Source organism: Bacteroidota bacterium (assembly GCA_013360915.1).
GTDB lineage: Bacteria > Bacteroidota > JABWAT01 > JABWAT01 > JABWAT01 > JABWAT01.
Map to the genome: position 1 here is coordinate 466898 of JABWAT010000002.1, position 19244 is coordinate 486141.

Below are 19244 nucleotides of genomic sequence, written 5' to 3' on the forward strand. Positions count from 1 at the left end.
TTGATTTTACCTGCCAAGGCAAGTAATTTGCAGGATTATACCATAAAAAACAAAACAAATCGTTGATTGCCCAGCGATAACACGATAGAAGGAGATAATACGAATGCAGACCAACCGTTTCCGGATTTTGTTACCGGCTATGGTTCTGGCCGCTCTCACCGGATGTCAATCCGGACCGTATGAGGTTGCCCGTTTCAAAGATCAGGTTATTACCTCTGAGTCATTGCTCAGAGAAATGGAAAAGAACGCACCATCTTCACTGTCTGATACCAGTTTTACCGAAAGGGGAGTGAATGAATTCCTCGATCGTTACATTGTCTACCGTCTGAAGGTTCTGGACGGCCAGGCAAAAGGGTTTCATCAGGATTCCGTTCTTTTGCAGGAATTTGCCCAGTATAAGCGGACACTCGCCCAAAACCGGGTGATGGATGGGGCCATCAAGAAAAACCTCATCGAAGAGTTGTATTCCCGCCGGCAGAAAATGATGCATGCCAGCCACATTCTTATTCAATATAATCCTTCCCGCGGACAGGGTGACAGTACCGTTCCCTGGCTCAGGATCAATGGAATCCTGAAGGAAATCAAAAACGGACTTTCCTTCGAAGAAGCCGCCCGGAAGCACTCAGAGGATCCCTCGGCCAAACAAAACGGAGGTGATCTGGGATGGTTCACCGGCGGTGATATGGTTTATCCCTTTGAGAATGCCGTTTATAACTCGGTCAGGGATTCAGTGATCGGTCCGATCAGAACCAGCTTCGGCTACCATCTGATCAAGGTTCATGGCGAAAAACCTTCGTCTGACCCCCGTTACATTTCCCACATCATGCTCATGTTTGCCGATGACAAGGATAGCACCGTGCAACGCACAGTCATTGACTCTGCCTATCAGCTGATTGTTAAAGGTGACTCTTTTGACCGGTTGGTACAGGAGTTATCAGAAGATTTTCCAAGTAAACAGAATAAAGGATCGATGGGAGAATGGAAACCGAGCGGTCGGGTTCCGGAATTTGACCACATGATTTTTGATGTGATGAAATCGGCCGGCGAAATTTCACCAGTCGTGAAGACCCGCTGGGGATATCATATCATCCGGCTGGATTCTCTTGGGAAACGTCCGACCCTTGATCAGGAATATGAAAACCTGTCGCGGATTGTCAGCCGGCAGACCGATCGTCTCGATTCCCGCAAGGCACAGCTCTTTAAGGAACTCACACCCAAAAATAAAATTAATGTAAACCGGTCGGTTCTGAAGGCCGTTTCGGCATCTGCCGCCCTCTGGAAAGCGCAGCCAAAGGATTCTGCCGGAGTCGATATCCCTCTTGCAACTGCATTGGATTCGGTTTATCAGTCCACCGTCCTTTCCTCTTCTGAAGGGGTTTTGACGGTGAATGGTCTGATAACCTGGGGCGAGGGACGCGGAATGTCATCCCGATTTACCAAATCGGCTGAAACCAACGAAAAACTGATCGAACAGTTCCTGACCGACTACTACATCGAGGAATACATCAATCATCTCGATAAGTACGATCCGGAATTTGTTGATATTCTGGCTTCCTTCAAGGATGGTCTGGTCCTTTTCAAATGGATGGAAAATGAACTGTGGCAACCTGCAGTTCCTTCCGATGAGGAACTGACTGCCATCCGGAAAGAAACACCCGAGCAGTATCAATGGCCGGAGCGAGGCAAATTTGCAGTCCTTTCCATCAGAAATTTCAACCATGCTGATTCGCTCGTCAGATTTCCGGTAGTTAAACCGGAACCCAAACCTGCAAAAGGAAAAAAAGGGAAGACCGCACCGGTTAAACCCTGGTCACCCCCTGCTACCTTCGATGAATTGGTTAACCTGATGTCTGACAACAACCTCATTGTCGCCCTCGATACATTGGTGGTGGCTCCCGGAGATGGTGAGGATGCTTCCCGTTTGTGGGGTAAACCTTTTAATAAAGTCGATTTATCGCTTGTATTCATCAACAACCGTCCATCGTTTGTCTTTTTCCTGGATAAAGTCCCTGCCGCTCCAAAGTCACTCGACGAAGCCCGTGCAGACCTGACCAGAATTTACAACGAACGGTTACAGCGTAAACGTGAAGTGGAATCAATCGAAAACCTGAAAAAGAATGCATCCATTCAGATCAATCAGGAAGCAGTAAAACGATTTGTCAGCGACAAGAAGAAATCTTAGTTCTCTGATCCTGCTGCTTGCCATCGGGATCGGGTGTTCCAGGCAGGAAGAACCCGAACCGGTGGTGATTGCAGAGGCGGGTAACAGTACACTGACTGCCTTGCAGATCACCAATCTGGTGCCCCGGGGTCTTTCTGCAACTGATAGCATCACCTGGCTGCGCCATTATGTGGCTCAATGGCTCGATACCGAATTGCTTTATCAGTATGGGCAGGCTACCGGTGTTGCCGGAAGTGAGCCGGTCAGGCAAAAAATTGAAGATATTACCCGTCGGCTTGTAGCGGGGATGGTTCTGGATTCCATTTCGAACCGTTTTGATCCGCAGATTCCTGATTCGGTCCTGATGAATACCTATCAGGCCGGGCAGCAGGAATGGACCGCCCGGGATGATGCAGCCACCCTCAGTTACTTTTACGTGGCTGAATTACTGGATGCATCTGCGGTTCAGAATGAAGCCTGGCTAAATCCTTCATGGAAATATCTGAAAGAAAAATACAGTCTTCGTACAGAACCTTCCACCGACAGCACTGGTGTGTTTCTGTATCTGGATCAGATCAGGGTACTGATGCAGGACCCCACAGTAAGCTATCTCTCAGAAAACCGCTGGTTGATCCGGCCGGTGAAGGGTCAGGATGGAAAGCAGGTGGTTCTGGTGGCACGAACCGGTTCGGTTTACCGTAAAGGAAATATTCTGCCCTTTTCTGTTGTACGGGATGATCTTTCAGACCGTATGCTGGTGAAGGAAAGACAACGCCGCATTGAAACAGTTCTCGATAGTTTAAAACGTTCATTCAGAGTAAGGATAAATATACAGTAATGGTCCGTTCTGGTTTTTTAAGTGTGTTGTTAACTCTGCTGACCTGTCAGGTGGCGGTGTCTCAGGAAACCCGGCAACCCATCGACCGGGTGGTGGCCGTCATCAATGATGAAATCATTCTTCAGTCTGAAGTGGATATGCAGGCTCAGTATTTTGCCTATTCCAACCGGATGTATTCGGTCAGCAATGAACTGTGGAATGATGTGTTGAAAAATCTGGTCTCATCAAAAATTCTGCTGGCCAAAGCCAAACTGGACAGTATCAGGGTTCCTGCAGCGCAGATTGATGCCGAACTGGATCAGCGGATTGATTACCTGATCAGCCGGCTGGGTTCAGAAACGGCCGTCCGGGACTATTACGGAAAAAGTATTCTTCAGATCCGCAATGAACTGAGAGAAAGTGTCCAGAAGGAGCGAATGGTTAATACCATCAAACAGAAAGAGTTCGGATCGCTGACGATCACACGTCCTGAAGTGGAAGATTTTTACCGGCAGCACCTCGATTCCATGCCGATCATTCCTGCCTCGGCAGAACTCTATCAGATTTTTATCCTTCCTGATCAGACCGATGAGGCAAAACAAAAGGCGGTGGCCAAAATTACCGCCATCCGGGACAGCATCAGGTCCGGAGTGGCATTCGCCGATCTGGCTCGCCGGCACGGGGAAGACGGAACCGCCGCCAGAGGTGGAGAACTTGGCTTTTTTAAACGTGGGGAACTGGTTCCCGAATTTGAAGAAGCAGCGTACAAACTGGAGCCCGGCGAGATGAGCGATGTGGTGGAAACCGAATTTGGCTATCACCTGATTCAGATGATTGAACGCCGCGGTGAAACCATCAACACCCGGCATATTCTGATCCGAGCAGACCGCGCCTCTCTGGATCATGAAGCAGCTGTGAAAAAGCTCGCTGACTGGAGAGAAGCCATACTGGCCGGAAAGGAAACCTTTCAGAATCTGGCCACCATCCATTCAAAGGATGAATTCTCGCGAAAAGGTGGATTTCTCGGAAAAATTCCCCTGACTGAACTGACACCAGCCCAGCAGGCCATTGTGAACAGTCTGGAGCCCGGATCTATCTCACAACCCGCTCAGATTTCGACAGAATCGGGACAGGTGGGTTACCATATCGTCTGGGTAAAATCGAAATTGCCCGAACACCGGATGAATCTGGAACTGGATTTTGATGAACTCAGTTCAATTGCTCTGGAAAAGAAACGAAACGATGCATTTGAAGCCTGGATGGAAAAGGCGAAATCTGGCATTTTTATTGAAGTGAAATACCAACCGGAAGCTGCTGAACTGGAATGATCGAATTCGGGCAATTTGTCCTGCCGAATGGCTTAAAGGTGGTCACCATTGAAAACCACCGTGCCCCGCTGGTTGCCGTAGATCTGGTCTACCACGTGGGAAGCAAAAATGAAACGTGGGGAAGAACCGGCTTTGCTCACCTGTTTGAACATCTGATGTTCGAAGGCAGCAAAAACGCCCCTGGCAAAATGTTTGATCACGTTTTGCAGAACGCAGGTGGTGAAAACAATGCTTATACCACCGAAGATCTGACCAATTACTACGACATTTTACCCTCCCATCAGCTGGAGCTGGCTTTCTGGCTGGAATCGGACCGCATGCGGTTTCTGAACATCAGTCAGGAAAGTCTGGACCTGCAACGCGATGTGGTCATGGAAGAGAGACGGCAGCGCGTGGATAATCAGCCCTACGGAACTGCCATGGAAAACATGTCGTCCCGTCTGTATAAACAACATCCTTACCGCTGGCCTGTTATCGGGCACATGGATCACCTGACCGAAGCCACCCTCGATGATGTGCAGTCCTTTTATCAGCGGTTTTATGCCCCGGATAACGCAACGCTTATTGTGGCCGGTGATATTGACCCCACCCGTGTTGCTGATCTGATTCATCACTATTTCGGCGAATTCGCTCCAGCAGGAAACCAGAAAACAACGATTCCTTTTGATGAACCGCTGTCTGCCGATATCCGTGAAGTCATTTATGACCAGATTCAGCTTCCGGCGGTTTTTATCGGACTCCGGACCGTGGAGGAAACCCATCCTGATTATCTGCCGCTCGATCTGCTATCCGATATTCTCACCCACGGCAAAAGCAGCCGGCTGTATGAGAAACTGGTCTACAACAGACGGATGGCTCAGTCTGTGGTCTCGTTTCAGGAACAAAATGAACATCCGGGGGCCTTCCTGATTTATGCCATTGCCCGTCCTGGCGGCTCCCTCAGAGAAATTGAGACAGCAATTGACGAAGAAATTGCTGAACTTGTCGCAAAACCGGTTCTCGAAACGGAGTTGCAGAAGGTGAAAAACCTGTCAGTCTCTGCCCTCATCAGCCGGATGCAGGGAATTGCCAATCAGGCAGACTTTATTTCAAGATATTGCGGATTGTACAATCGTCCGGAGTTGGTAAATCAACTGATTGGTCAGATCCTGGCGGTTACCCCTGATGATATCCGGCGCGTGGCCGGTACCTGGCTTCAATCACGACACCGGGTTGTTCTGGACTACTTACCCAAATCAAATTCATGACAATCGACCGACAACGGGTTCCCGAACCCGGACCATCTGCAGATTTCCGGTTCCCCGACTGGAAAGAATACACGTTGAAAAATGGATTGACGGTCGTACTGCTGACCGACCCAACGTTTCCTCATGTCAGCTTCAGAATCATGATGTCTACCGGTGGAAATCACGATGACGGATTGCCAGGTCTGACCTCGGTGGTCGCCGATCTGTTAAGCCGGGGTACCTCTGCGCTCACCGCATCTGAAGTGGCCGAAAAAACGGAGTTCATGGGAGGGCGGCTTTCTTCGGGGAGTCAGTGGGACTCCTCCTGGATTGGAATCACAGCCCTCTCAACCTATTCGGCTGATGCCCTCAAACTTCTTGCCGATTCCGTTATGGATCCTGGATTCCGTCAGGAGGACATCGATTTTCTGGTGGAACAACGCAAAAACCAATTTCTGATGAACATGGATTCGACTTCCTGGCTGGCCGGTTATGCCATGAGTCTGGCTTTGTTCCCGAAACATTTGTATGAATTCCCGGTATCCGGTACGACCTGGTCCCTCGAAAAAATCAACCGTCACCGCATTCTGGAACACTATCAGAACCGGTTTCAGGCGACCGGATCTTTACTGATTGCCATTGGTGATTTTGATCCGGAAACGCTGCTGCCCGGAATTGAGAAGCATTTCAGTCATTGGAAACCCCATGCCCTCGAACCAGAAACCCTGCCGGTACTTCCGCTGATCAACAAGCGCAAAATCTGGGTGGTTGATAAACCAGATGCTGTTCAGTCGTCCATCCGCATTGCCCATCACGGTATTTCGAAATCGAATCCCGACCTTCCTGCTGTGATGGTGATGAACACCATTCTCGGTGGCTATTTCGGTTCCAGACTGAATCTGAACCTTCGGGAAGACAAAGGCTTTACTTATGGGGTTCGTTCTGCATTTTCAGAACGACGGTATCCCGGCTTTTTTACGGTTGTGACCGATGTACGAACGGAAGTGACCGGCGAATCGGTTCATGAAATAATCAGGGAAATGGCCCGGCTTCAAAGAGAACCGGTTGATACTCCCACTCTCGACAATGTAAAAAACTACATGACAGGCCGGTTTCCTTCCGATTTTGAAACCAATGATCAGATTGCACAGGCTATCATGGAAATCAGGCTGTATAACCTGAATGCTTCTTATTTTTCCTCCCTCAGAAATCAGATTGCAAAGATTACCCGTGAACAGGTTCTCGATGCGGCACGCAAATACCTGAATCCGCAGAAGGCTTCCATCATTGTGGCCGGAAATGCCGCCGACGTCACCGGTCAGATTTCATCCTGGGGCCAGGTGCAGGTGATCGATCCTCAACAATGGCAGAAAGGTCCTCAGTGAAGCTGACACCGTCAGATATCGAATTATTTACCAGGCGGATCCGTCAATCCCTTTCACAGGTCATTGTAGGTCAGGAGCAGGTGACCGAAGAGTTGATACTGACCCTTTTCGCACGTGGGCACAGTGTCCTGATCGGTGTTCCCGGTCTGGCAAAAACGCTTCTGATTCAATCGTTATCAAGAACACTTGACCTGAGTTTCAGTCGCATTCAGTTCACACCCGATCTGATGCCTTCAGATATCACCGGAACAGACATTCTGGAAGTGGATCCGGAAACCGGAAAACGCTTTTTTACCTTTGTGAAAGGACCGGTGTTCGCCAGTCTGATTCTTGCCGATGAGATTAACCGGACACCTCCCAAAACTCAGTCGGCTCTGCTGGAAGCCATGCAGGAAAAGCAAGTGACCGCCGGTGGTAAACGACTGGCCCTTCCTGATCCGTTTTTTGTGCTGGCCACCCAGAATCCCATTGAACAGGAAGGCACTTACCCGCTTCCCGAAGCTCAATTGGACCGGTTTATGACCTCGTTGCTGCTTACCTATCCAACCGAGGAACAGGAAAGAGAAGTCATCCGCCGGACCACCACCGGGATCCAGCCGGTTCTGACTCCGGTTGTAAACAGGGAGGAACTTCTTGCTATACAGGAATCCGTGCCGGTGCTTCCCGCTTCCGATTGGCTGATCGACCGGACGGTCCGGTTGGTTACCATGAGCCGGCCGGGAACTGCGGGATTTCCTTCGCAATTGAAATCCTTTATTCGTTGGGGTGCGGGTCCGCGTGCTTCACAGGCTCTCATTCTGACTGCTAAAGCCAGAGCTGCTTCCCAGGGTCGGTCGACTCCGGAATGGGAAGACGTTGTGGCCATGGCCGGGCCGGTGCTTCGTCATCGTCTGATCCTCACTTTTTCTGCTCAGGCAGAAGGTATGTCACCTGATGATGTGATTCAAAGTTTACTGAACAACCTAAATAAAAGCTTGTCATGACGCTTCGTCTGCTTCTGGTATTTCTGATTTTGCCCGTTTACGGTCAGGCTCAGCAGCGGCACTGGATCTTTTTCGAATCCAAACCAACGGTCACCAGTCTGTCGCGGCTATCTGTTGTTTTTCCTGATGGCCAGATTGAAGAAAAACTGGCCACCGGTTGGAGTCCCGATTGGTATGATTACCCGGTTGATCCCCGGATGATTCTTCAGATTGAACAAACCGGTGCAGTGATTCACCGGCAATCCCGGTGGTTAAATGCAGTTTCCGTTACGGCAACCGCCGATCAGTTATCCCGGATCAGTCAGATGAAAGGTGTGGCAGGTCTGGAACCGGTTAAGCAACTGGTACGACCGAGGGAAACCATGGTTCCCGTTACCGGTTCAGATGGTTTACTTAAGCAGAGCCCCGGTCTTGATTACGGACCCGGAGCCACTCAGATCAGGCTCACTGGTCTGGATCGGCTTCATCGTCTCGGAATTACCGGAAGAGGAATCCGGGTGGGTGTTCAGGATGCCGGAACCAAATGGCGCACGCATGAAGCCCTGCTGGGAGCAACCGTTCTCGCCGAGTACGATTTCGTTGAGAAGGATACCGATGTAACAGGTGACGATTCTCACGGTACTGCCGTATTTTCCCTGATGGCAGCAAATCTGCCCGGGAAGATGATTGGCGGAACCTTTGGTTCTGAATTTCTTCTCACAAAAACCGAATATTCACCCACAGAGACCCAGATCGAAGAAGACAACTGGGTGGCGGGTATTGAATGGCTCGAATCGATGGGTGTGGATATCATGAACTCCTCACTGGGCTATACCACCTTCGATGACGGATCGGGATATACTTACGCCAATGGTGACTTTGACGGACAAACAACCAAGTGTACCATTGCCGCCGACATTGCCGCCCGCGATAAAAACCTGGCTGTCTTTGTTGCAGCTGGAAACGAGGGAAACCTGGTACCAGGCACTCTTATTGCCCCTTCCGATGGTTTCTATGTCTTTTCGTCCGGCGCTGTCCGCTTCGACAGCACCCTGGCCAGTTTTTCATCAAGTGGTCCGACCAATGACGGTCGCATCAAACCTGATGGTTTATCCATGGGCTCCGGCAATCTGATTGCCACCAATTCCAAACTGGTCTATGCCAGTGGGAATGGGACATCGTATGCATCACCCCTTTCGGCCTCAGCCGGTGCTCTGATACTGAGCGTCTACCCGGAATTGACCCCTTCAGATTTAAATCAGTACCTGCGTGAATCGGCCGACCGGTTTACGAATCCGGATAACCGGTATGGACATGGGGTGATTCATCCCCTGAATGCGCTTTATAAAGCCGGACCGGCCGTATCAAATACCTTCACAGCCACTCTCCAGAATGGAAATCTGGTTTTGTCGGGTTTTCTGGCCTGGAACCGACCTTTTATTCATGATAGTTTGCGGTTTCATTTTCACCGTCCGGGAGTGGCAGACCAGTCATTTACCCCGGTTTTGTCCGATTCGGCCCTGACAGTCACTATACCCAATCAATGGCAGCCGGGTGATACGGTTTGGTTCTCATTAACCGGAGCAGCGGGAAGTCAACCCGGTCAGGTGGTTTCCTTCAACTGGCCAACAAAACCTGAATTCAGACGTTACCTGGTCATCGGACAATCGGAAACCACTGCAAAAAACATCCGGAGAGGGTCCTTCAAACCGGTGATCGATACGGTGTATGAAAAACCCGATCCCGATTTCACCATCGGGCATGCCTACCCGAATCCATTTAATCCCTCGGTGAGTTTAAAGGTCACCACGACCCGGTCTTCCGGTTTTCAGCTTCAGGTTTTTGACATTACCGGCCGGCTGGTCAGTACCTCCGACGGAGTCTTGCAGCGAGGGGTGAATTATCTGAGCTGGAATCCTCAATCTTCCGGTTATCAACCTGCTTCCGGAATTTACTTTCTGGTGGTCCATTCACAGAATCAAACAAAGGTCCGAAAAGCCGTTTTTCTGAAATAATCTCATGGAATTCCGTGAAGCCCTTCTGACTGCACTCGATTCGATACGGGCTAATAAACTCCGGTCTGTTCTGACCATTCTGGGAATAGTCATCGGGGTTTTTTCGGTCATATCGGTGATGACAGCAGTCCGGACCCTTGAGCAATCCATCAACTCCGGATTGAGTGTTCTGGGTACCAATTCCTTTGTAATCCAGAAATATCCTGCCATTCAAATGGGCCATGCCACCCGGTGGCAGTACCGGAACCGCCGCGATATCACCCTTCAGCAAGGTCAGCTGGTCAAACAAAGAAACCAATTGGCACAATATGTGTCTATCACCGAGGATCAGGGTGGTGAAATGGTCCGGTCCCGGTTCGAAACCACCAGACCGGTGATTACCATTACCGGAGGGGATGAAGCCACTTTACCCGCACTGGGTAAATATCTTGCTGATGGCAGGAATTTTTCTGAGGAAGAAATCCTTGCCGACCGCCCTGTGGCCCTGATCGGGGATGAACTGGCTGCCAAACTGTTCCCCCAGGTTGATCCGGTGGGACAGCCAGTCTGGTTGAGGGGGAAACAATTTATCATCATTGGCCGGCTGGAAAGACAGGGAAATTCCTTTGGAATGTCCCAGGATAACTTTCTGATGATTCCCATCGGTCTCTTTGCTCAGTTATTCAATGAAGATGATTTCAGTATTGCCATTACGGCCCCCTCAGCAGAAACCTTTGAAGATGTGGTTGAACACATAACCGGTATTCTCAGAACCATCCGCAAAGTTCCTCCCGGAGAGGATAACGATTTCGAAATATTCAGCAATGAAAGTCTGATTACCACGTTTCGTGAGTTTACGCTTGTATTTTCACTTGCTGCTGCCGGTATCAGTTTCATCGCCCTGCTGGCTGCGGGCATCGGTATTATGAACATCATGCTGGTTTCGGTCACCGAACGGACCCGAGAAATCGGGATCAGGAAATCGGTTGGTGCACTCCGTTCAGATATTCTTCGTCAGTTTCTATACGAAGCGGTCATTTTATCGCAGATCGGCGGAATTCTCGGGATTATACTTGGTGTTGCTGGGGGGAATCTGGTATCGGTTCTCCTCGATATTGCACCTGTCTTTCCCTGGGACTGGGCGCTGATCGGGTTGACAGTCTGTACCTTGATTGGTCTGGTTTTTGGCATTTATCCGGCCATGAAAGCCGCAAATCTTGATCCGATTGAAGCACTTCGCTATGAATAAAACCATTATGAGAATCAGAAAAAACCACTTACTTTTATTTGCCATTCCGGTGTTGGTTTGGGCTTGTCAACCAGAAAAAAAGAGCGAACCGGTGAGTTATATGAACGACCCTCACTCCTTTTCGAATCCTGAACAGGTGTCGGTCAGGCACCTCGATTGGGAAGCATTTATTGACTTTGACAGCAAGGTGATCAGTGCAACGGCCACCTTTGATCTCACCTTTCACTCCAAAGCCGATACACTGATCCTCGATACCCGCGGATTGAATATCTCGGGTGTGGTATCGGGTGAAGAACAGGTTCCGGTTTTACTCGGATCTTCACACCCCATTTTCGGGCAGTCCCTGTCTATTCCGGTTAATCCGGATCATCCTACAGTTTCAATCCGGTATGAGACCAGCCCTGATGCAGGTGCATTACAATGGCTGACGGCCGCACAGACAGCGGGTAAATCACATCCTTTTCTTTTTACCCAATCTCAGGCCATTCTGGCACGTACCTGGATTCCGCTTCAGGATGCACCACAGGTACGCTTCACCTATTCTGCCAGAGTGAAGACAAGCAACGGACTTCGTGTGCTGATGAGCGCCTCGAACCCCGATCAGCCCGATTCCTCAGGATTCTGGTCTTTCCGGATGAACCAGCCCATTCCATCTTACCTGATGGCACTTGCAGCGGGAAATCTGGAATTCAGACCCATTGACCACCGATCGGGTGTCTATGCTGAACCAGAAGTGATTGAGTCGGCATCCCGTGAGTTTTCTGACACCGGTAAAATGATCACAGCCGCTGAATCGCTCTATGGTCCCTACTTGTGGGACCGATATGATATTCTTGTGCTTCCTCCCAGTTTTCCCTTTGGCGGTATGGAAAATCCCCGGTTAACCTTTGCCACCCCAACCATTCTGGCGGGTGATAAAAGCCTGGTGGCACTGGTCGCACATGAACTCGCTCACAGCTGGTCCGGTAATCTGGTGACCAATGCAGTATGGGATGATTTCTGGCTGAATGAAGGATTCACCGTCTATTTTGAAGGTCGCATCATGGAAGCGGTCTATGGACGTGATTTTGCTGTTATGGAACAAACACTTTCTTTTAACGGCCTTAAGGAAACCATCAGTGAACTGGGACCCGATCATCCCGATACACGACTGAAACTCGATCTGGCTGGGCGCGATCCGGATGAAGGGGTTTCTGACATTGCCTATGAAAAAGGTGCCAATTTCCTTCGGGTCTGTGAAAGGGAAGCCGGCAGAGAACGCTGGGATGCCTTCCTGAAAGACTATTTCACCACCCATGCCTTCACCTCGGTGACCACAGAACAGTTTTTGGATTTCTTTAACCGGAAACTGATTGCAGGGGACACTGCTCTTGCTGGCAGAATTGATGCTGAAACCTGGATTTACAAACCCGGTATTCCCCAGAATGCGGTCGTCTATCAATCCGAAAAACTGATGGAAGTTGACAAACAGGTGGCCGGTTGGGCATCAGGCACACCGTCAAATAAACTGAATACTGCTTCATGGACAACACCGGAATGGTTGTATTTCCTGAGACAACTTCCTCATGATCAGAGAAACAGCCGGATGGCTGAACTGGATAAAGCATTCGGTTTTTCCAGATCAGGAAATTCGGAAATCCTGGCTGAATGGCTGGGTCATTCGATTGATGTGGGTTACGAGCCGGCAAAACCTGTATTGGAGGCGTTCCTGATGAAAGTCGGGCGGCGCAAATTCCTCAAGCCACTTTATGAAAAACTTGCATCGACACCTGAAGGACTGGAATGGGCCCTGAAAGTTTATTCAAAGGCCCGGCCCGGTTATCACTTTGTCAGTGTAAACACCATTGATGGTATCTTAAAGTTCACACCCTGATGCTGACTGACCTGAAAACCGGAAAATGCCTGATTGTTGATGATTCTGAAGAGAACCTGGCAACCATCAGCCGGTTGATGAAAAAGTTCGACTTTTCCTCCATTGTTCTGGCACGATCCGGTGAGGAAGCCCTGGCCATTCTTCAGAATGAACGGAATTCAATGGTGTGGGATCTGATTCTGATGGACATTTCCATGCCGGGAATGGGTGGAATCGATGCGAGCGCCCGGATAAAATCGGATGAAGAACTGCGTGACATCCCCATTATTATTCTTACCGGACATGCAGTCGAGGAATTCCTGTCACCCGCGTTCGAAGTGGGTGTGAATGATTATCTGAGCCGGCCCATCCGCAAAATTGAGCTGCTGGCAAGGGTAAAAGCTGCTCTCCGGCTCAAACATGCGATAAACCGTCGCAAACAAACCATTTCAGATCTTCGCGACACGCTCAACAACATCAAAACCCTCAAGGGATTACTTCCCATCTGTGCCAATTGTAAAAAAATCCGTGATGACAGCGGATATTGGCAGCAGGTGGAAAGCTACGTCCAGTCGCACACTCAGGCATCCTTTTCCGAATCGATTTGCCCCGACTGTCAGCAGGAACTGGCAGCCGGGGAAATCCATCATCACTCCTGATTATTTTCTGGCCTGGACTTTCAGCCGGTTTGTTTCGGTCACCGACCGGAAACCAGGTGAATACATGGCCTCTGCCACCACACCCGGTAACTTGAAATCACCGGCCGTTACCGCACGGACCATGTAGTAAAACGTCATCTTCCTGCTGGACGGTGCTTCGGTAAACAACAGAATCCGGTCGTCCCTGATGTCGAGATAATCGGCCTGATCAAATTCACCCAACCAGCTCATGTCGTTTTTGCCCTTCAACCTTGGATTTTCAATTTCCAATCCGGCGGGCAGCAGGTCATTGATCACCACATTGCTGATGGGGTTGCCAGTCGTATTCTGTAAGGTCAGTTTAATCACCACCAGATCTCCCTGTTCAACCCTGTTTCCCGATAAAGGACTGCCCTGACGGTCATAAAATTGCTTCCTGATTACCAGACCAGCATCGGATGGTTCGGGGTCGGTCCCGACCGGAATACCAGTGAGCAACAACGTATAAGGGGTGGGTGTTTTTCCAGATCCGCCGACCAGTTTAATGGCTGATTCGGGCAGAACAGAAACGGACACAGGTGTTTCATTGAATTCCTTCTCGGTTGGAACACCCGTGATTTTTACTGAAGCAAAATCTGCCTTCGACTGTGCTTCAGAAACCCTGGCTGCCAGCAGAATAAAACTGATTTCCTGAGTGCTGAACCATTTTTCCTGTTTCAGTTTGTTGCTTAAACTCGTTTGTAGCAACACCACGCTGGAGTGGGAAGGATCGGCCAACCGGATGGCATACAGGTTCATAGCCAGGTTTCTGGTGTCAGAGGCCCAGGTCTGGCCGGATTCCCGGGGCATTTCTTTCCCGCCAAGACCCACAGGCAGCAGGGAGCTGAAGGTTACCAGATCTCCGTTCTGACCATAGGCCGAAGCCAGCAGAATCCTGGATTCAGTGGTCAGCTCTTTAAGATTGCTTCGGTAGTAATTCATCGAACCGACATCCGGGTCGCCATCACGGGCAAGAACGAAAAGACCGTACAGATTAACACGGCGTGGAACCGTGATCCATTTCGGAGTGCTTCCTTCATAAAGATAAATTTTCTCATTTTCCCTGTTGCGACTGACCGAGCGGACAAAATCCTTCAATTTATTGAGAATTTTCTGGTCGACTGCATAACCTGCGCGTTTGGCCTCAATCAGAAAATGTGCTGCATAAACCGATGTCCACAGGTCGGGAGAGTTCGTTCCGGGCCACAATAAGATACCACCGCTGTATGTTTGCCGGCTCTCCAGCATTCTGATCGATTCGGTGATGAGTTCAAGGACCGGCTGGTTTCCTGGTAATCTGATTCCCGTGGTTTTGATCAGCTGTTCATAGTTGAGCATGGCAAATCCTCTCGAGGTGATTTGCTCACTGCAACCGTATGGGTAATTAACCACCTCACTGACCAGTCTGGATACATCCAATCCGGGAAGGGGACCCACCACCAGTTTTCCCGATAGGGAACCAGGCAACCAGTCCTTCGAGTATCCTGAAAGGGTTTTGGTCTCTCCTGGTGCCACCACGCCGGTCAGCTGACTCGTCTGATAGGCAGCCGTGGGACGGATGGACAACTCGGTTTCCTGCGACCAGTTTTCAGATCCGGCTGTTGCCGAAACGACGACTTTTCCCGTCCCGGTAACCGGTTTGGCAGAAATCCGGACAAAAACCTGTTTTTCGGATTGGGCGGGGAGATTCATCTGCACCGGCACCCGGTCCTGAAGGGTGAGAGGACCATCGGTTTTTACCATCAGCTGGATGGACAGAGGTTTTGCCGTGGTGTTCGAGACCATCACTCCCATCGATACGGTATCGGAAGGTGCCATAAAACGGGGCAGGGCTGTCGAAAGAACCACAGGATCAGAAACTGTCATGGCTGCCTCTGCATTTCCAAACTGATCTCCATGGTGGGCAACCGCCATTAACCGGAGTTTCCCTGAAAAATCAGGGATATCAATATCAAAGGAAACCGTGCCATCACTTCCGGTCTTCAGTTTATCACTCCAGAAAGAAACCAGTTTTACCCGCCTGGCTGTCAGCGGATTGATCCGCTTGGCCAGATTGTATTTATCTCCGCCCGCACTTGATGTCCTGAAGGTCAGATCCGGATAGATCAGGTGATACATGTCGAAGGCCTCTACCTGCAGTTTCCGCTTTTGGAAAAACCAGGTGAGAGGGTCTGGGGTTTTAAAATCTTTAATGGCAAGAATGCCTTCATCGACCGCAGCAATTGTGACCGAGGTCCCTGCCTTGTTGCCGGCTTTTACGGTGATGCGCTGTTTGGTTTTGCTTCGGCTTTCAGCCACTGCCTTAATTTCAACAGGTAACCGCTGATCCGGATTCAATACACGGATTGAGTGGTATCCATGGGCAACCGTTACCGGTATGGATCCATCATCCAGTGCCCTGAACAAGGTAGCCGATACGAAAATATTGGGTCGGTATTCTTCCTTGATTTTCAGATCGAGAACGGCTGTTTTCTTATCGGTGTCCACCCAGAAATGGTCATACAATTTCTCCCGTTCAAGAGTAATCAGCAATCGTCCGGGAAACGGAGTGTTGAACATCAGCCTGGCCTGATCGCCGGGCGAGTAAGTTTCTTTATCGGCTGCAATTTCCACGTGTCCTTCCTGATTGGTGGCAAAGGCGCCGCTGCCCGAGGTTCCGAATGCATAAGCATAAAACCACCCGCTCACATAGGTGGATGAGCCTGGTAAACCTACCTGTACTTCATAAGATCCGGTGGTGGTGGGAGTAAACGGAAAGACGATTCCATCTGTCTGAGAGGTGACCGTCTGTTCGGAAAGGACAATTTTTCGTTGGCGTGTCTCGAACCGGCGTCCACCCCAGCTGTTCTCGACCAGTGCGGATTCCCAAATGGTTCTGATCACTTTTACTGTGAGCTTGGCTGCATTGAGAGGCTCGCCTTGCTCGTTTACTGCCACCAGCGGAATAAACAGTTTTTCATTGGTGGCGGGGTAGGATTCAAATTCTCCCAAACCAGCAAAGTAGGGCTGCGTTGGCAGATTGACCAGGTTGATTTTATTAACCGGTCTTCCATTTTCATCAAAGACAGTTGTAAATATCCGTCCTTCAAGCAAACCAATATTCGTGAAACCGTCAGGAACAGTGAAAGTGGCTCCAAACTCACCTTTTTCATTGGTTTCACCCTCATTTACCACCTCCTCGAAAGTCAGATCGGTTCGGGTTACCAGTTTGAATGAGTAGGAAGAGAACTGCTTTGAATGGATAGGTTTCGGATAAATGGACAGTTCCGATTCAAATTTCCGGCCTGCTGCAGGCGGACCAAAATAGTTGGTGGCGGTTCCTTTTAGGCTGATGTCATCTCCCGGCTTGTAGGAAGACTTGTCCAGAGAAGTCTGAACCAGAATCCGGTCAGGTATGAACTCTTCAATAAAAAAGGTTTCAGAATTCAGCAGGATCTGGTCGGCCGAGTAAATTTCCACACGCCATTTCCCGGTGGGTGAACTGACATGGGTCGGAATGGTCCCGGTGAAATCACCGGTTTCATCGGTTTCCTTCCGTTCTGATAAAAACTGGTTGCCATCCGGAAGCACGGCCACAACCCGGAAGGGGACTTTTTTAACAGGTTTCCATTCCCGGTCTCTGATAATCACGGAATACCGGATGGCTTCACCTGGCCGGTACAGATTCCTTTCAGGATTGATAAAGCCCATCATTCCAGTCTGGTTTTCGGTAAAACCGGCCACATCATACCGGGAAAGATCGGTTCTTGTATCTGAAAGCATGATAAACGTGAACCCGCCATCGGCGGTCTCGGCGGTTATCATTTCCGGTTGGAACTGATACGGGTTTTTTAACAGCGAGGGGAATGTGGCCGATCCGGAAGATCCGGTCTTGCCTGTTGCCATCAACTGATTGTTGTGGGAAAGTACCGACAGGGAAACCTGCCCCAATGGCTGCGCCGTTTTCAGGGAGTTGGTGAATACAGTCAGGTTGCCGAGCGGATCCATCCTGGCAATTAGTCCAACATCTGAATAGGCAACTCCAAACACCACGCGCTCATCCGGATCATCGGTTCCGTACATTTCGATGAGATACATTCCTTTGAAATCATCGGCCGGGGGAACCTTGAACTGATAGTGATGCCTGCCATTTTTAAAAGGCATGGAAGCAACTTTGATCTCCTCGTCACGGATGGTAGAAACCCAATCGGACCGGTGAGCAACCCAACGGAACACATACTGGTCGAACCGTCGCTGGTATACCCCTTCATCCTCATAGTCGTAATAGTCATTTTCGGTGGCATAACTGAGAAGCGCCTTCAGATTATTTGCAAACACTTTGCGGGTAATCACCCTGACTTTATTGATCGCCGTGATTTCCAGCCCGATGGTTTGCCCGCCCTCGGTACTCAGGTAAATGGATTTCGGATTGGTGAGCCGGATGGATGGGGTTGGGGTTGCAAACGTAAACCCCGATTTAAAGGCCGATTGCAGAGGCCCGAAGGGTCCTTTGAGCTGATCAGACAAGGTGATTGAGTAGGTCTGGCCAAAATCAAAATCCCCGGTTATGGAAAGTCCCCAGTTTTCCCGGATGACCTGAAACCGGATGGACGGCGAAATGGTAATGAGTGCTTCCGGATCTGAATTAATCACTTCCTGATTGGTTTGAATGGAGAGCGAGGGGGACCCTGATTCAACCACCGGAGTTAAAGCCAGTATTTCGAGTCGGGTTTGCGGGGGAACAGATACCTTGCCTTCCAGCGGTTCCGGTAACTGATATGAACCGTTGTTGTTCTTAAAACCTGCGGGCAGGGTCACCTCAAGGTCCGAGGTCAACGAGACCAGTTTCGACTGAAGGATATCCAGAACCAGTTCGGCACCGGGTTCTTCCTGAATCATAGTAAACGGTATCGGCTTGTCATCCTGCCGTAGGGTTATTCCTGATTGGTTCGGCAGAACCGTTTCGGTAAACAGCAGCCGGACTCTCAGCCTGTTTTCTGAAGAAGCCGGACCTGCAGCCATCCAGATGGCAGAGGTACCCTTCAGATTCATCCATGGTGTATGAAATTCAAATTTCTGTGAGAGATTGACCGTTTTGTTGCTACCCCCGGGAAGCAGGCGTTCCAGCCCAGGCCCTGGAGTGACGGTATATTTTGTGGATGGCCTGAAACCATTCAGCGGAACGAATTCCACCTTGTCGGAAGTTAACCATCTGAAGGATCCGGCAACCTCGGGAGTGATGGTCAGAAACGGAGCCGGCATCCAGCTCATCTGAAGGGAGTCCGGTGCAAGGTCGTTATTAAAGGTGACTTCCAGTCGATCCCCGGGCAGAACCTCTTCTCCAAAGGAAACATCGTCAATTTCGATGACGGAGGACGGACTGCAGGATGACAGGATTAAAAAGGACGCAACCAGCCATTTCTGGCTGAATGACAGCAGAGCAGTTGATGGTTTTTTCATTTTTTTCCCCGGGATAAAGTGGGAAAATAGAAAATGAGCTCTTTATCGTCAACGATTCCGCTGTGATAGCCGCTTCATAAAACCGGGGTTGTTTTGTTTTTAATCGGGAATTAATGAAACTTTACAGAAAAGAATAACGTCTGATGACCCTGTA

General features: G+C 49.9%; 11 protein-coding genes. 10 read left to right on the top strand and 1 reads right to left on the bottom strand.

Annotation, left to right across the window (positions count from 1 at the left end; genetic code table 11):
* Positions 1-103: 103 nt before the first annotated feature.
* The 10 genes from HUU10_05715 to HUU10_05760 are packed head-to-tail and all read left to right on the top strand — an operon-like array spanning position 104 to position 13633.
* Entirely contained in the window at positions 104-2182 is a 2079-nt protein-coding gene (locus HUU10_05715) for a peptidylprolyl isomerase (protein NUQ81091.1), read from the top strand.
* Positions 2157-2999: a hypothetical protein gene (locus tag HUU10_05720; protein NUQ81092.1), complete on the top strand. Its 843-nt coding sequence runs from the start codon at positions 2157-2159 to the stop codon at positions 2997-2999. Before HUU10_05715 ends, HUU10_05720 begins: the two co-directional genes overlap by 26 nt.
* Positions 2999-4306 carry a peptidylprolyl isomerase gene (locus HUU10_05725; GenBank protein NUQ81093.1) on the top strand — a complete coding sequence of 436 codons (1308 nt, stop codon included), beginning with the start codon at positions 2999-3001 and terminating at the stop codon, positions 4304-4306. Before HUU10_05720 ends, HUU10_05725 begins: the two co-directional genes overlap by 1 nt.
* Positions 4303-5553 carry an insulinase family protein gene (locus tag HUU10_05730; GenBank protein NUQ81094.1) on the top strand — a complete coding sequence of 417 codons (1251 nt, stop codon included), beginning with the start codon at positions 4303-4305 and terminating at the stop codon, positions 5551-5553. The genes HUU10_05725 and HUU10_05730 overlap by 4 nt, the downstream gene beginning before the upstream one ends.
* Complete coding sequence (locus tag HUU10_05735) at positions 5550-6917, top strand: insulinase family protein (protein NUQ81095.1); 1368 nt, start codon at positions 5550-5552, stop codon at positions 6915-6917. The genes HUU10_05730 and HUU10_05735 overlap by 4 nt, the downstream gene beginning before the upstream one ends.
* On the top strand, positions 6896-7900 hold the full coding sequence (locus HUU10_05740) for a MoxR family ATPase (GenBank protein NUQ81096.1): 1005 nt from the start codon (positions 6896-6898) through the stop codon (positions 7898-7900). The genes HUU10_05735 and HUU10_05740 overlap by 22 nt, the downstream gene beginning before the upstream one ends.
* Positions 7897-9894 carry a S8 family serine peptidase gene (locus HUU10_05745; protein ID NUQ81097.1) on the top strand — a complete coding sequence of 666 codons (1998 nt, stop codon included), beginning with the start codon at positions 7897-7899 and terminating at the stop codon, positions 9892-9894. The genes HUU10_05740 and HUU10_05745 overlap by 4 nt, the downstream gene beginning before the upstream one ends.
* Before the next feature lie 4 nt (positions 9895-9898).
* A complete protein-coding gene (locus tag HUU10_05750) occupies positions 9899-11122 on the top strand; it encodes an ABC transporter permease (protein ID NUQ81098.1) in 1224 nt (407 codons plus the stop codon).
* Positions 11115-12995, top strand: coding sequence for a M1 family metallopeptidase (locus HUU10_05755; GenBank protein NUQ81099.1), 1881 nt, complete (start codon positions 11115-11117; stop codon positions 12993-12995). The genes HUU10_05750 and HUU10_05755 overlap by 8 nt, the downstream gene beginning before the upstream one ends.
* The gene (locus HUU10_05760; GenBank protein ID NUQ81100.1) at positions 12995-13633 is read left to right on the top strand and encodes a response regulator; all 639 of its coding nucleotides are present in this window, start codon (positions 12995-12997) and stop codon (positions 13631-13633) included. Before HUU10_05755 ends, HUU10_05760 begins: the two co-directional genes overlap by 1 nt.
* On the opposite strand, the gene HUU10_05765 is transcribed toward HUU10_05760, so the two are convergent.
* Positions 13634-19090 (bottom strand): alpha-2-macroglobulin family protein, encoded by a 5457-nt coding sequence (locus HUU10_05765; protein NUQ81101.1) that lies wholly within the window; start codon positions 19088-19090, stop codon positions 13634-13636. It lies immediately after the preceding gene.
* Positions 19091-19244 lie beyond the last annotated feature (154 nt).

Coding starts and splice junctions, on each gene's coding strand:
- HUU10_05735 (NUQ81095.1), top strand. CDS start 5,550: ATGACAATCGACCGACAACGGGTTCCCGAACCCGGACCATCTGCAGAT.
- HUU10_05740 (NUQ81096.1), top strand. CDS start 6,896: ATGGCAGAAAGGTCCTCAGTGAAGCTGACACCGTCAGATATCGAATTA.
- HUU10_05755 (NUQ81099.1), top strand. CDS start 11,115: ATGAATAAAACCATTATGAGAATCAGAAAAAACCACTTACTTTTATTT.
- HUU10_05765 (NUQ81101.1), bottom strand. CDS start 19,090: ATGAAAAAACCATCAACTGCTCTGCTGTCATTCAGCCAGAAATGGCTG.
- HUU10_05725 (NUQ81093.1), top strand. CDS start 2,999: ATGGTCCGTTCTGGTTTTTTAAGTGTGTTGTTAACTCTGCTGACCTGT.
- HUU10_05715 (NUQ81091.1), top strand. CDS start 104: ATGCAGACCAACCGTTTCCGGATTTTGTTACCGGCTATGGTTCTGGCC.
- HUU10_05730 (NUQ81094.1), top strand. CDS start 4,303: ATGATCGAATTCGGGCAATTTGTCCTGCCGAATGGCTTAAAGGTGGTC.
- HUU10_05750 (NUQ81098.1), top strand. CDS start 9,899: ATGGAATTCCGTGAAGCCCTTCTGACTGCACTCGATTCGATACGGGCT.
- HUU10_05745 (NUQ81097.1), top strand. CDS start 7,897: ATGACGCTTCGTCTGCTTCTGGTATTTCTGATTTTGCCCGTTTACGGT.
- HUU10_05760 (NUQ81100.1), top strand. CDS start 12,995: ATGCTGACTGACCTGAAAACCGGAAAATGCCTGATTGTTGATGATTCT.